Source organism: Mycobacterium sp. 2-64, from assembly GCF_035918375.1.
GTDB lineage: Bacteria > Actinomycetota > Actinomycetes > Mycobacteriales > Mycobacteriaceae > Mycobacterium > Mycobacterium intracellulare.
Window position 1 is genome coordinate 1,897,294 of record NZ_CP142361.1, and the last position, 12,968, is coordinate 1,910,261.

A 12,968-nucleotide genomic window follows, 5' to 3' on the forward strand; every position below is an offset into this window, starting at 1 on the left:
CGGATGCATACCGATGTGCTGGACGTGGACACCTCCCGCCGCCGCATCGTCGACCTCACCGAGGCGGTGCGCGGCTTCTGCTGGTCGCGCGGGGACGGTCTGTGCAACGTGTTCATCCCGCACGCCACGGCGGGGGTGGCCATCATCGAGACGGGCGCCGGCTCCGACGACGACCTGGTCGACACGCTGGAACGGCTGCTGCCGCGCGACGACCGTTACCGGCACGCGCACGGCTCCGAGGGGCACGGCGCCGACCACGTGATGCCCGCGCTCGTCGCACCGTCGGTGACGGTTCCGGTCTCCGGCGGGGAGCCGATGCTGGGCACCTGGCAGAGCATCGTGCTGGTCGACCTGAACCGCGACAACCCGCAACGCTCGGTCCGGCTGAGCTTTTTGGAGGGTTAGCGGCCCGATAGCCGACGCCACCGAGCAGGTACTGTGAGCGGTCGAAATGCGTCGTTAGACGGGCTTCCCATACCCCGGCGAATAGGCTGGGAACAAGACGTCGAAGTAAGAGAAAGAAGCGGACTCCGAAAGTGCAGACACACGAGATCAGGAAACGGTTTCTTGATCATTTCGTGAAGGCGGGTCACACCGAGGTGCCGAGCGCATCGGTGATCCTCGACGACCCCAACCTGCTGTTCGTCAACGCGGGCATGGTCCAGTTCGTGCCCTACTTCCTGGGCGCGCGCACACCGGAATACCCGACCGCCACCAGCATCCAGAAGTGCATCCGCACTCCCGACATCGACGAGGTCGGGATCACCACCCGGCACAACACGTTCTTCCAGATGGCCGGGAATTTCTCGTTCGGCGACTACTTCAAGCGCCGCGCCATCGAATTGGCGTGGACCCTGCTGACCAACAGCGTCGAGCAGGGCGGCTACGGCCTGGATCCCGAACGCATCTGGGCGACGGTCTATTTCGACGACGACGAGGCCGTGCAGCTGTGGAAGGAGATCGCCGGGCTGCCCGACGAGCGCATCCAGCGCCGCGGCATGGCCGACAACTACTGGTCGATGGGCATCCCCGGGCCGTGCGGCCCGTCCTCGGAGATCTATTACGACCGGGGACCCGAATTCGGGGTCGAGGGCGGCCCGATCGCCAACGAGGACCGCTACATCGAGATCTGGAACCTCGTGTTCATGCAGAACGAGCGCGGGGAGGGGACCGGCAAGGAGGACTTCGAGATCCTCGGGCCGTTGCCCCGCAAGAACATTGACACCGGCATGGGTGTGGAGCGGGTCGCGTTCATCCTGCAGGGCGTGCACAACGTCTACGAGACCGACCTGTTGCGCCCGGTCATCGACGCCGTGGCCGCGCGGGCCCCGCGCGGATACGGCTTGTCAGGTCCAGAAGGCAACCACGACGACGACGTGCGCTACCGGGTCATCGCCGACCACAGCCGCACCGCGGCCATCCTGATCGGCGACGGCGTCACGCCGGGCAACGACGGCCGCGGCTATGTGCTGCGCCGGCTGCTGCGCCGGGTGATCCGCTCGGCCAAGCTGCTCGACATCGAGGGCCCCATCGTCGGCGACCTGATGGCCACCGTGCGCGACGCGATGGGCCCGTCGTATCCCGAACTCGTCGCCGATTTCGACCGGATCAGGCGCATCGCCGTCGCCGAGGAAACCGCGTTCAACCGCACGCTGGCGGCGGGATCGAAACTGTTCGACGAGGTCGCCGGCACCACCAAAGCCTCAGGCGCGAAGGCGATTTCGGGATCGGACGCCTTCACCCTGCACGACACCTACGGGTTCCCGATCGAGCTCACGCTGGAGATGGCGTCCGAGGCCGGCCTGCAGGTGGACGAGGTCGGGTTCCGGGAGCTGATGGCCGAACAGCGCCGCCGCGCCAAGGCCGACGCCGCCGCCCGCAAGCACGCGCACGCGGACCTGAGCGCGTACCGCGAACTGGTCGACGCCGGCCCCACCGAATTCACCGGCTTCGACGAATTGACGTCCGAGGCAAAGCTTTTGGGAATCTTCGTCGACGGCAAGCGGGTGCCGGTGGTCACGCACGGCACCGAGGGGGTCGACCGCGTCGAACTCGTGCTGGACCGCACCCCGCTCTACGCCGAGGCCGGCGGCCAGATCGCCGACGAGGGCACCATCAGCGGGACGGGCGCCAGCGGGAGCGCCCGCGCCGCGGTCACCGACGTGCAGAAGATCGCCAAAACCCTGTGGGTGCACCGGGTCAACGTCGAGTCCGGGGAATTCGTGGAGGGCGACACCGTCATCGCGGCCGTCGACCCGCAATGGCGGCGGGGCGCCACCCAGGGCCACTCGGGAACCCACATGGTGCACGCGGCGCTGCGACAAGTGTTGGGCCCCAACGCCGTTCAGGCCGGATCGCTGAACCGGCCGGGCTACCTGCGCTTCGACTTCAACTGGCAGGGCGCCCTGTCCGACGAACAGCGCACCCAGATCGAAGAGGTGACCAACCAGGCCGTGCAGGCCGACTTCGAGGTGCACACGTTCACCGAGCAACTCGAAAAGGCCAAGGCCATGGGGGCGATCGCGATGTTCGGCGAACGCTATCCCGACGAGGTGCGGGTGGTGGAGATCGGCGGGCCCTTCTCGCTGGAGCTGTGCGGCGGGACCCACGTGCACAACTCCGCGCAGATCGGGCCGGTCACGATCCTGGGCGAATCCTCGGTCGGCTCCGGGGTGCGCCGGGTCGAGGCCTACGTCGGGCTGGAGTCCTTCCGGCACCTGGCCAAGGAACGCGCGCTGATGGCCGGGCTGGCGTCGTCGCTCAAGGTGCCGTCCGACGAGGTGCCCGCCCGGGTGGCCAACCTGGTGGAGCGGCTCAAGGCGGCGGAGAAGGAGCTCGAACGCGCCCGGTTGGCCGGCGCGAAGGCCGCCGCCACCGACGCCGCGGCCGGCGCGGAGCGCATCGGTAACGTCCGGGTGGTGGCGCAACGGATGACCGGCGGGATGACGGCGGGCGATCTGCGCTCCCTGGTCGGTGACATCCGCGGCAAGCTGGGCGGCGATCCCGCGGTGGTCGCGCTGATCGCCGACGGCGAGGGCGGAAGCGTGCCGTATGCGGTCGCGGCCAATCCGGCCGCCCAGGACCTCGGGCTTCGCGCCAACGACCTGGTCAAGAAGCTGGCCGCGGCGGTCGACGGCCGCGGCGGCGGAAAGGCCGACCTGGCGCAGGGCTCCGGCAAGGACCCGACCGGCATCGACGCCGCCCTCGCCGCAATCCGCTCGGAGATCACCGCGATAGCGCGGGTCGGTTGAGTGGTTTCCGCACAGCACCGCGCGCCCGACCGGCCCGGCGATCCTGACCAGGACCCCGGGCGGGGCCGGCGGCTCGGCGTCGACGTGGGCAGCGTCCGCATCGGCGTGGCCTGCAGCGACCCCGACGCCATCCTGGCCACCCCGGTGGAAACCGTGCGCCGCGACCGCTCCGGCAAACACCTGCGCCGCCTGGCGGCGCTGGCCGCCGAACTCGAGGCCGTCGAGGTGGTCGTCGGGCTGCCGCGCACGCTGGCCGACCGCACCGGTCCCTCGGCGATCGACGCGATCGAGCTGGCGGACGCGCTGGCCGACCGCGTCGCACCCACGCCGGTGCGGCTGGCCGACGAGCGACTGACCACGGTGAGCGCGCAGCGATCGCTGCGCGCGGCCGGGGTGCGGGCCAAAGAGCAGCGTGCGGTGATCGACCAGGCGGCGGCGGTGGCCATCCTGCAGAGTTGGCTGGATCAGCGCCGCGCGACCCTGACCGGGCCCGGGGAGCGTGCCGATGGTTGACAGCGCACGGCGTGAACGCGCCGAACCCGAGGCCGTGGGTCCGCCCCGGCGCAGGTCGAGCCGCACCGCCCGCAATCGCGCGGAGCGGGGCCGCCGGCGCCGGCGCACCGCCCTGCGCACCGCGCTGGCGCTGGTGGCGGTCATCGTGGTGGCGGGTGTTTTCGCCGGCGGCAAGCTGTGGCACGCCGTGTTCGGTCCCGGTGACGACTACACCGGAAACGGCAAGCGCGACATCGTGATTCAGATCAAGGACGGCGACTCGACCACCATGGTCGGGGAGACGCTGCAGAACGAGCACGTGATCAAGACCGTCCGCGCGTTCGTCAACGCCGCGCACGGCAACAGCAAGATCTCCTCGATCCAGCCCGGTTTCTACCGGATGCGCACCGAGATCCCGGCCGCCAACGCCGTCACGCGGCTAGCCGACCCCGACAGCCGGGTGGGCCGGCTGGTCATCCCGGAGGGCCGGCAGCTCGACGACACCACCGACATGAAGACCAACGTGGTCAACCCCGGCATCTTCACCCTGATCTCGCGGGCCACCTGCGTGGATTTCGACGGGAGTAAGCGGTGCGTCTCCGTGGAGGACCTGCGCGCGGCCGCCACCAACAGTTCTCCCTTGGCGTTGGCGGTGCCGCCCTGGGCCACCGAACCCGTCGGTGAGCTCGGCAAGGACCACCGCCGCATCGAGGGGCTGATCGCGCCGGGGACCTTCAACGTCGATCCGTCCGCGCCGCCCGAGACCATCCTGTCGAACCTGATCGGCGCCGGGGCGGTGGAGTACATGAAGTCCGGGCTGGTCGACACCGCCCAGGCCATGGGCCTGTCGCCCTACGACATCCTGGTGGTGGCGTCGCTGGTGCAGCAGGAGGCCAGGTCGCAGGACTTCGCGAAGGTTGCCCGCGTCATCTACAACCGGCTGCACGCCCACCACACGCTGGAGTTCGACTCGACCGTCAACTACCCGCTGGACCGCCGGGAGGTGGCCACCACCGACGGCGACCGGGCCCAGAAGACGCCGTGGAACACCTACGTGTCCCAGGGCCTGCCGGCCACCGCGATCTGTTCGCCCGGTGTCGACGCGCTCAACGCCGCCGAGCACCCCGAACCCGGCGACTGGTTGTACTTCGTCACCATCGACGGTCAGGGGACGACGCTGTTCACCAAGGATTATCAGCAGCACCTGGCCAACATCGAGCTGGCTAAGCACAACGGTGTCCTCGATTCCGCCCGCTGACGGCGATCGCAAGCGCGGCGAAGCCGGGCGCAGCGGGTCGCCGCTCGGTCAAGCCAGCGGCGCACCCCGGAAGGCGGCGGTGCTCGGCAAACCCATCGCCCACTCGAAATCCCCGCAGCTGCACCTGGCGGCCTACCGCGCGCTGGGCCTGACCGGCTGGACCTACGACCGCATCGAATGCGACGCCGACCAGCTGCCCGGGGTGGTCGGCGGGCTCGGCCCCGAATGGGTCGGGGTGTCGGTGACCATGCCGGGCAAGTTCGCCGCCCTGGCGTTCGCCGACGAGCGCACCGAGCGTGCCGAGCGGGTGGGGTCGGCCAACACCCTGGTGCGCACCCCGGCGGGCTGGCGGGCCGACAACACCGACATCGACGGGGTGGCGGGCGCGCTCGGGTCGACGGCCTCTGGATGGGCGCTGGTCTGTGGATCGGGCGGCACCGCGCCGGCGGCCGTCGCCGGCCTGGCGCAACTGGGCGTCGGCGGCATCACCGTCGTGGCCCGCAATCCCGGCAAGGCGGCCCGGCTGGTGGAGCTGGGACACGCGATGGGCGTCGCGACGCGGTTCTGCGACCTCGACGGCGGCGGGCTGGCCGACGAGGTCGCTTCCGCCGACGTGCTGGTCAGCACCATTCCCGCGGACGTGGCCGCCCGCTATGCCGGCACGTTCGCCGGCATCGGTGTGCTGCTCGACGCCGTCTACGACCCGTGGCCGACGCCGCTGGCCGCCGCGGTGAGCGCCGCGGGGGGCCGGGTGATCAGCGGCGTGCAGATGCTGTTGCACCAGGCCTTCGCGCAGGTCGAACAGTTCACCGGGCTGCCGGCGCCCCGCGAGGCCATGGCTTGCGCCCTGGAGGCATCGGATTAGCCTGCCGCGCATGCGGATTGCGGCGGGGTGCCTGGTGCTGGCCTGGTTGGCGGCGTTGAGCTGCTACGACATCCACCAACGGCGCTTGCCCAACGCGCTGACCCTGACCGGCGCCGCGGCGATCCTGGCGGGGGCCGGGGTGGCCGGGCGCGGGTGGTCGGCGCTGGCCGGAGCCGCGGCGTTGACCGCGATCTATCTGCTGGTCCACTGGGTGGCGCCGGGCGGGATGGGGGCCGGCGACGTCAAGCTGGCCATCGGCGTGGGCGCGCTGACCGGTTGTTGTGGCGCCGGCGTGTGGTTCCTGGCGGCGTTCGGTGCGCCGCTGCTGACCGTGCTGGTCGGGATGGTCGCCCGGATTCGCGGCGGCGCTCGGGGCGGCCGCACGGTGCCGCACGGGCCGTCGATGTGTCTGGCCAGCGCGGCGGGCATCGGCCTGTCGCTGCTCTGACGCCTTCAGTTGCCGACGACGGCGGGGCGCAGCAGCGGCAACAGCTCGTCGCCGAGCCGGACCGTCTCCGACTTGTACGGGGTGTCCGACAGCACGAAATGGCTGACCCCCAGGTCGGCGTATTTGCGCAGCGCGGCGGCGACTTCGGCGGCCGACCCGACCAGCCACGTCGTCCCGGCGCCTTCCCCGCCGTACTTGCTCGGCGTCGTATACAGACAGGAATCGAGCACCTCGCCGCGCGCGGCGAGGTCGGACAGCCGCCGCTGGCCCGCGGATCCCTTCGGGTCGTGCAGCAGCTGCATGGTGGGCGTTCCGGCCAGGGTGGCGACCTTGGCCTCGGCGTCGCGCCAGGCCTGCTCGGAGGTGTCGCGCACCAGCGTGGTGACCCGGAGACCGAATTCCAGCGGCGCGTGCTCGCGACCGAGCTTGGCGGACAACGACTTCAGCCGGTCGATGCGTTCGGCGATCCCGTCCAGCGGCTCCCCCCAGAACAGTTGGACGTCGGCGTCGGTCGCGGCGACCTGCTCGGCGGCCGCCGATGCCCCACCGAAGTACAGCGTCGGGTGCCGGCCCTCGGCCGCACCGAGCGGGCGGGGCTGCAGGCTCGAGTGTTCGACGGTGTAGAACTCGCCGCGGTGGGTGACGTCGTCCTCGCGCCACAACCGGCGCAGCAGCCGGATGAATTCCCGCGTGCGGTCGTAGCGGCGTGACTTGTCGACCTCGGCGTCGCCGTAGGCGGCCGGATCGTCGGCGCCGCTGACGATGTTGACCAGGAGCCGGCCGTCGTTGAGCCGGTCGAGGGTGGCCGCCGCGCTGGCGAAATGCGCCGGATGCCAATACCCGGGGCGGACCGCCACCAGCGGCGCGAAGTGGTTGGTGCGCGCGGCGATTGCGGTCGCGACCGTGAAGGTGTCCGGACGTCCCCAGCCGGTGCCGATCAGCGCGCCGTCCCAGCCGTGTTGCTCGGCGCGCTGTGCCAGGTCGACGGAATAGTTGAGGCTTCCCCAGCCGTCGACGGTGTCGTCGCCGCGATGGCCGGGCTCGACGGTATTCGGTATGTACCAGAGAAATTGACCCACCAGACAAGATGCTGGCACACGACCGCGGCGGCCCGGCCCGGCCGCGGACCGAATCGCGTGGTCACCCCTGGAATCAGGGCGGATGAAAGTCCCCGCATCGGTTCCCCGCGGCCGCGGGCTGCGCGAATCGGCTTTCGGAAGCCGCCATGGGAAGATGGGACGCGTGTTGCGTTGGATCACCGCCGGGGAGTCGCATGGCCGTGCGCTGGTGGCCGTGCTCGAAGGCATGGTCGCCGGCGTGGAGGTCACCTCCCTGGACATTTCGGAGCAGTTGGCCCGCCGCCGGCTCGGTTACGGCCGCGGCGCCCGGATGGCGTTCGAGCGGGACGCGGTGAGCGTGCTGTCCGGGGTGCGCCACGGCGTCACCCTGGGCGGGCCCATCGCCGTCGAGATCGGCAATACCGAATGGCCGAAGTGGGAGACCGTGATGGCTCCCGACCCGGTCGACCCCGGCGAGCTGGCCGACAGCGCGCGCAACGCCCCGCTGACCCGGCCGCGGCCCGGCCACGCCGACTACGCGGGCATGCTCAAGTACGGCTTCGACGACGCCCGGCCGGTCCTGGAACGGGCCAGCGCGCGGGAGACCGCGGCCCGCGTCGCCGCGGCGACCGTCGCCCGGTCGTTCCTGCGCCAGGCGCTGGGCGTCGAGGTGCTCTCGCACGTGATCGCGATCGGCCCGTCGGCGCCCTACGAGGGCCCGCCGCCGGGCCCGGGGGACCTGGCCGCGATCGACGCCAGCCCGGTCCGCGCGTACGACGAGGCGGCCGAAAAGGCGATGATCGCCGAGATCGAAGCGGCCAAGAAGGACGGCGACACCCTCGGCGGTGTGGTCGAGGTGGTCGCCCTGGGCCTGCCCGTCGGGCTGGGCTCGTTCACCAGCGGCGACAACCGGCTCGACAGCCAGCTCGCCGCCGCCGTCATGGGCATCCAGGCGATCAAGGGCGTCGAGATCGGCGACGGATTCGAGACCGCGCGCCGCCGCGGCAGCCGTGCCCACGACGAGATGTACCCGGGCCCCGACGGCGTGGTCCGCTCGACCAACCGCGCCGGCGGGCTCGAAGGCGGCATGACCAACGGCCAGCCGCTGCGCGTGCGCGCGGCGATGAAGCCGATTTCCACCGTCCCGCGCGCGCTGGCCACCGTCGACATGGCGACCGGCGACGAAGCCGTCGCGATCCACCAGCGCTCGGACGTGTGCGCGGTGCCCGCCGCCGGCGTGGTGGTCGAGGCCATGGTCGCGCTGGTGCTGGCCCGCGCCGCACTGCAGAAATTCGGCGGCGATTCGCTGGCCGAAACCCGCCGCAACGTCGAGGCCTATCGCCGGGCGGTCGCCGAGCGGGAATCGCCGGCCGCCCGGGGCACGGCGTGATGGCGCCCAAAGCGGTCCTGATCGGGTTGCCGGGGTCGGGCAAGTCCACCATCGGGCGCCGGCTCGCCAAGGCGCTCGACGTCGGCTTCCTCGACACCGACGCGGCGATCGAGCAGCGGACCGGGCGGCGCATCGACGAGATCTTCGCCACCGACGGCGAACGGGAATTCCGGCGCATCGAAGAGGACGTGGTGCGCGCCGCGCTGGCCGACCACGACGGCGTGCTGTCGTTGGGCGGCGGCGCCGTCACCAGCCCCGGCGTCCGCGAGGCGCTCGCCGGCCACACCGTCGTCTACCTGGAGATCAGCGCCACCGAAGGCGTCCGGCGCACCGGCGGCAACACGGTGCGCCCGCTGCTGGCCGGGCCCGACCGCGCCGACAAATACCGCGCGCTGATGGCCGAACGCAGTCCGCTGTATCGCCGGGCGGCGACCATCCGCGTCGACACCAACCGCCGCAACCCCGGCGCGGTGGTCCGCTACATCGTCTCGCGGTTGCAGGCACCGGCGGGGGCGGCCACGTGAGGGCACATGATGACCCGGTCACCATCGAGGTGGCCGTCGACCCGCCGTACCCGGTGATCATCGGCACCGGCCTGCTGACGGAGCTCGAGCAGCTGCTCTGCGACCGGCACAAGGTTGCCATCGTGCACCAACCGGTCCTGGCCGAGACCGCCGAGCTGATCCGAAGCCGGTTGGCGGACAAGGGTGTTGACGCCCACCGCATCGAGATCCCGGACGCCGAGGACGGCAAGGACCTTCCGGTCGTGGGCTTTTTGTGGGAAGTGTTGGGCCGCATCGGGATCGGGCGCAAGGACGCGTTGGTCAGCCTCGGGGGCGGCGCGGCCACCGACGTCGCCGGCTTCGCGGCGGCCACCTGGTTGCGCGGCGTCGACATCGTGCACGTGCCCACGACGCTGCTGGGCATGGTCGACGCGGCCGTCGGCGGCAAGACCGGCATCAACACCGACGCGGGGAAGAATCTGGTCGGGTCGTTCCACCAGCCGCGCGCGGTCCTCGTCGATCTGGCGACGCTGCAAACGTTGCCGCACAACGAACTCGTCGCCGGGATGGCCGAAATCGTCAAGGCGGGCTTCATCGCCGATCCGGTGATCCTCGACCTCATCGAGGCCGACCCGAAAGCCGCCGTGGACCCTTCCGGTGAGGTGCTCGCGGAGCTGATCCGCCGCGCGATCGCGGTCAAGGCGGAGGTCGTCGCCGCCGACGAGAAGGAGTCCGAGCTGCGCGAGATCCTCAACTACGGGCACACATTGGGGCACGCGATCGAACGCCGGGAGCGCTACGAGTGGCGGCACGGCGCGGCGGTATCGGTGGGGCTGGTCTTCGCCGCGGAACTGGCCCGCCTCGCCGGACGCCTCGACGACGCCACCGCGCAGCGCCACCGCACCATCCTGTCCGCGCTCGGCCTGCCGGTCAGCTACGACGCCGACGCGTTGCCTCAGTTGCTCGAATACATGGCGGGGGACAAGAAGTCGCGCGCCGGTGTGCTGCGGTTCGTCGTCCTCGACGGGCTGGCCAAGCCCGGCCGGCTGGCCGGGCCCGACCCGTCGCTGTTGGCGGCGGCGTACGCCGGACTCGCGGAGGCGCAAACATGACCACCACGGTGAACGTGATCAACGGCCCCAACCTGGGCCGGCTCGGCCGGCGCGAGCCCGACGTGTACGGCGACACCACGCACGAGCAGCTGGCGGCGCTGATCGAGCGCGAAGCCGCCGGGCTCGGCCTCAAAGCCGTTGTGCGACAAAGCGACAACGAGGCGCAGCTACTGGACTGGATCCATGCGGCGGCCGACGCGAGCGAACCGGTGATCCTCAACGCCGGCGGGCTCACCCACACCTCGGTGGCGCTGCGCGACGCGTGCGCGGAATTGAGCGCGCCGCTGATCGAGGTGCACATCTCGAATGTGCATGCGCGCGAAGAGTTTCGGCGGCACTCCTACCTCAGCCCGGTCGCGACCGGAGTGATCGTGGGGCTGGGCGTGCAGGGCTATCTGCTCGCCCTGCGTTACCTGGCCGCCGCCGGCTAGTCCTTTTTCGGCTCGCGGGCCGGCGGGATGACCTCGGTCTTCGGGTCGTCCTCGGTCTTGGCGATCGTCTCGGTGGGGGATTCCTCCGTGGGCATCGTCTCCGTGGGCCCCTCGCGCTCGGCGGTGGCGACCGCGGAGGTCCGCTCCTCGGTCTGGGCGCCGGCCGCGGGAATCTCACCGGTGGGCGCGTCGTCGGCGCGCACCGCCGAGAACACGTCGGTGTCGGCGCGTTCCTCGTCAGTGCCGGGCCGGCGCGGCGGGGGATTGCGGTCCACCCGCCAGCGGCCGATGGTCACGCCGATGATGCCGGGCAGGAAGACGCACAGCGCGGTGAACGCCGCGAACGTCGTCACCTCGTTGATCAGCCCACCGGTGTACAGGCCGGTGTACACCAGCGCGATCAGCCAGGAGACGGCGCCACTGAGCAGGCCCGCGACCAGGCCGGCCAGCAGCCAGGTCATCGCCAGGTCGCCGCGGCGGTCCGGATCGGGGTTGGCGATGGCGTCGGCCCGGCCGTCCAGAACCCCCCACACGGCGACCCCGATGACGAACAGCAGCAGCAGCACCACGCTGAACAAACCCGCCTGGGTCTGCCACGCGTTGATCAGCGCACCTTGGAACAATCGAACGACGACCATCGCCGCGGCGTACACCAATCCGCGCAGCATCCAGTTACTCATGGCCCAAAAGCGTAGCGAGTACCGTCAAGACCCGTGACACATTCACAGCGTCGAGACAGGCTCAGAGCGCGGCTGCAGACCAGCGGATTGGATGCGCTGCTGGTCACGGACCTGGTCAACGTCCGTTATCTCTCGGGATTCACCGGGTCCAACGGCGCGTTGCTGGTGTTCGCCGACGATCGAAGCCCCCTGCTGGCGACCGACGGCCGGTACCGCACCCAGGCCGCCGAGCAGGCGCCGGACTTGGAGGTCGCCATCGAGCGCGCGCTGGGGCGCTACCTGGTCGGGCAGGCCGCCGCGGCCGGCGCGCGAAAGCTGGGTTTCGAAAGCAACGTGGTGACCGTCGACGGATTCGACGCCCTGACCGGCGAGCTGAACGACCGGAAGGCGCCCACCGAACTGGTGAAGGCCGCCGGAACCGTCGAGGCGTTGCGCGAGGTCAAGGACGCCGGTGAGGTCGCCCTGCTGCGCCTGGCCTGCGAGGCGGCCGACGCCGCGCTCACCGACCTGGTGGCGCGCGGCGGGCTGCGGCCCGGCCGCACCGAACGCGAGGTCAGCCGGGAGCTCGAGGCCCTGATGCTCGACCACGGCGCCGACGCGATCTCGTTCGAGACCATCGTGGCCGCGGGGCCGAACTCGGCGATCCCGCATCATCGCCCCACCGACGCCGCGCTGGCGGCCGGTGATTTCGTCAAGATCGACTTCGGCGCGCTGGTCGGCGGCTACCACTCCGACATGACCCGCACGTTCGTGCTCGGCAAGGCCGCCGACTGGCAGCTGGAGATCTACCAATTGGTCGCCGACTCCCAGCGGGCCGGCCGGGAGGCGCTGCGCGCCGGCGCCGACCTGCGCGGGGTGGACGCCGCGGCCCGCCAGGTGATCGCCGACGCCGGCTACGGCGAGCAGTTCAGCCACAGCCTGGGTCATGGCGTGGGTCTGGAGATCCACGAGGCGCCGGGCATCGGCGCCACGTCCACCGGCACCTTGCTGGGCGAGTCCGTGGTGACCGTGGAACCCGGGGTCTACCTGCCCGGCCGCGGCGGCGTCCGCATCGAGGACACCCTGGTGGTGCCGGAAGAGGGCCGCGCGCAGGCCCCGGAACTGCTGACCAAATTCCCCAAGGAGCTGGCCGTTCTCTCCTAGCTCGGGGGGTTGCGCGCCCGAGTAAGGTCGGGGGCGTGAACGGGGTGGCACGGGGGTTGGCGCGGCTGCGGGATTTCCGGTGGGACATGTACGCCCAGCCCCTACGCGAGACACGGCTGGAGATGGACATCGTCTATTTCGCCGTGCGGCTGCCGTTCGCCAGCGGGGTGACGCTGCGCGTCCCGCTGTTGACGATGATCAAGCCGTTGGCGTCGCCCGAGGAACCATCCCGGGTCGACGGACAACACGCCCACCGCTGACACGTTCCACCCGTCAGCGCCCCCGACCCCGGGCCGCGGGCCCGCGCCGGCGAGCACTCTAAACTGGCCGACAGTTC

At 71.1% G+C, this 12,968-nt stretch carries 14 protein-coding genes; 12 read left to right on the plus strand and 2 right to left on the minus strand.

The features are described from left to right. Positions 1–15 precede the first annotated feature (15 nt). The 6 genes from QGN31_RS09360 (at position 16) to QGN31_RS09385 (ending at position 6,314) form a co-directional block, all read left to right on the plus strand. A complete protein-coding gene (locus QGN31_RS09360; protein WP_008258256.1) occupies positions 16–405 on the plus strand; it encodes a secondary thiamine-phosphate synthase enzyme YjbQ in 390 nt (129 codons plus the stop codon). Positions 406–536: 131 nt separating this feature from the next. Then, complete coding sequence (gene alaS, locus QGN31_RS09365; protein ID WP_009955913.1) at positions 537–3,251, plus strand: alanine--tRNA ligase; 2,715 nt, start codon at positions 537–539, stop codon at positions 3,249–3,251. After that, positions 3,252–3,764, plus strand: a complete 513-nt coding sequence (gene ruvX / locus QGN31_RS09370) for a Holliday junction resolvase RuvX (RefSeq protein ID WP_008258252.1) — start codon at positions 3,252–3,254, stop codon at positions 3,762–3,764. It begins immediately after the preceding gene. Next, on the plus strand, positions 3,757–5,001 hold the full coding sequence (gene mltG, locus QGN31_RS09375; RefSeq protein WP_008258249.1) for an endolytic transglycosylase MltG: 1,245 nt from the start codon (positions 3,757–3,759) through the stop codon (positions 4,999–5,001). Before ruvX ends, mltG begins: the two co-directional genes overlap by 8 nt. A gap of 79 nt (positions 5,002–5,080) precedes the next feature. Then, positions 5,081–5,866 carry a shikimate dehydrogenase gene (locus tag QGN31_RS09380; protein ID WP_029385085.1) on the plus strand — a complete coding sequence of 262 codons (786 nt, stop codon included), beginning with the start codon at positions 5,081–5,083 and terminating at the stop codon, positions 5,864–5,866. Positions 5,867–5,876: 10 nt separating this feature from the next. Next, on the plus strand, positions 5,877–6,314 hold the full coding sequence (locus QGN31_RS09385; RefSeq protein WP_014942490.1) for a prepilin peptidase: 438 nt from the start codon (positions 5,877–5,879) through the stop codon (positions 6,312–6,314). 5 nt (positions 6,315–6,319) lie between these two features. Here the strand turns inward: QGN31_RS09385 and QGN31_RS09390 are convergent, their stop codons facing one another. Next, positions 6,320–7,393, minus strand: coding sequence for an LLM class flavin-dependent oxidoreductase (locus QGN31_RS09390; RefSeq protein ID WP_014942489.1), 1,074 nt, complete (start codon positions 7,391–7,393; stop codon positions 6,320–6,322). 163 nt (positions 7,394–7,556) lie between these two features. On the opposite strand from QGN31_RS09390, the gene aroC reads away from it, so the two are divergent. From aroC to aroQ, 4 genes are read left to right on the plus strand one after another with little or no spacing between them, the layout of a single operon-like run. Next, entirely contained in the window at positions 7,557–8,762 is a 1,206-nt protein-coding gene (gene aroC / locus QGN31_RS09395; protein WP_008258240.1) for a chorismate synthase, read from the plus strand. Continuing rightward, a complete protein-coding gene (locus QGN31_RS09400) occupies positions 8,762–9,286 on the plus strand; it encodes a shikimate kinase (RefSeq protein WP_008258238.1) in 525 nt (174 codons plus the stop codon). The genes aroC and QGN31_RS09400 overlap by 1 nt, the downstream gene beginning before the upstream one ends. Further along, complete coding sequence (gene aroB, locus QGN31_RS09405) at positions 9,283–10,377, plus strand: 3-dehydroquinate synthase (RefSeq protein ID WP_014942488.1); 1,095 nt, start codon at positions 9,283–9,285, stop codon at positions 10,375–10,377. The genes QGN31_RS09400 and aroB overlap by 4 nt, the downstream gene beginning before the upstream one ends. After that, positions 10,374–10,808 carry a type II 3-dehydroquinate dehydratase gene (gene aroQ, locus QGN31_RS09410; RefSeq protein WP_008258236.1) on the plus strand — a complete coding sequence of 145 codons (435 nt, stop codon included), beginning with the start codon at positions 10,374–10,376 and terminating at the stop codon, positions 10,806–10,808. Before aroB ends, aroQ begins: the two co-directional genes overlap by 4 nt. Here the strand turns inward: aroQ and QGN31_RS09415 are convergent. Beyond that, complete coding sequence (locus tag QGN31_RS09415; protein ID WP_193375508.1) at positions 10,805–11,488, minus strand: B-4DMT family transporter; 684 nt, start codon at positions 11,486–11,488, stop codon at positions 10,805–10,807. The two genes, aroQ and QGN31_RS09415, sit on opposite strands and share 4 nt — an antisense overlap. Positions 11,489–11,521: 33 nt before the next feature. Here QGN31_RS09415 and QGN31_RS09420 point away from each other — a divergent pair, with 33 nt between their 5' ends. Both QGN31_RS09420 and QGN31_RS09425 read left to right on the plus strand, forming a co-directional pair. Then, complete coding sequence (locus tag QGN31_RS09420; RefSeq protein ID WP_041787077.1) at positions 11,522–12,631, plus strand: M24 family metallopeptidase; 1,110 nt, start codon at positions 11,522–11,524, stop codon at positions 12,629–12,631. Positions 12,632–12,666: 35 nt separating this feature from the next. Next, a complete protein-coding gene (locus QGN31_RS09425) occupies positions 12,667–12,891 on the plus strand; it encodes a hypothetical protein (RefSeq protein WP_142305272.1) in 225 nt (74 codons plus the stop codon). The last annotated feature ends 77 nt before the right edge of the window (positions 12,892–12,968 follow it).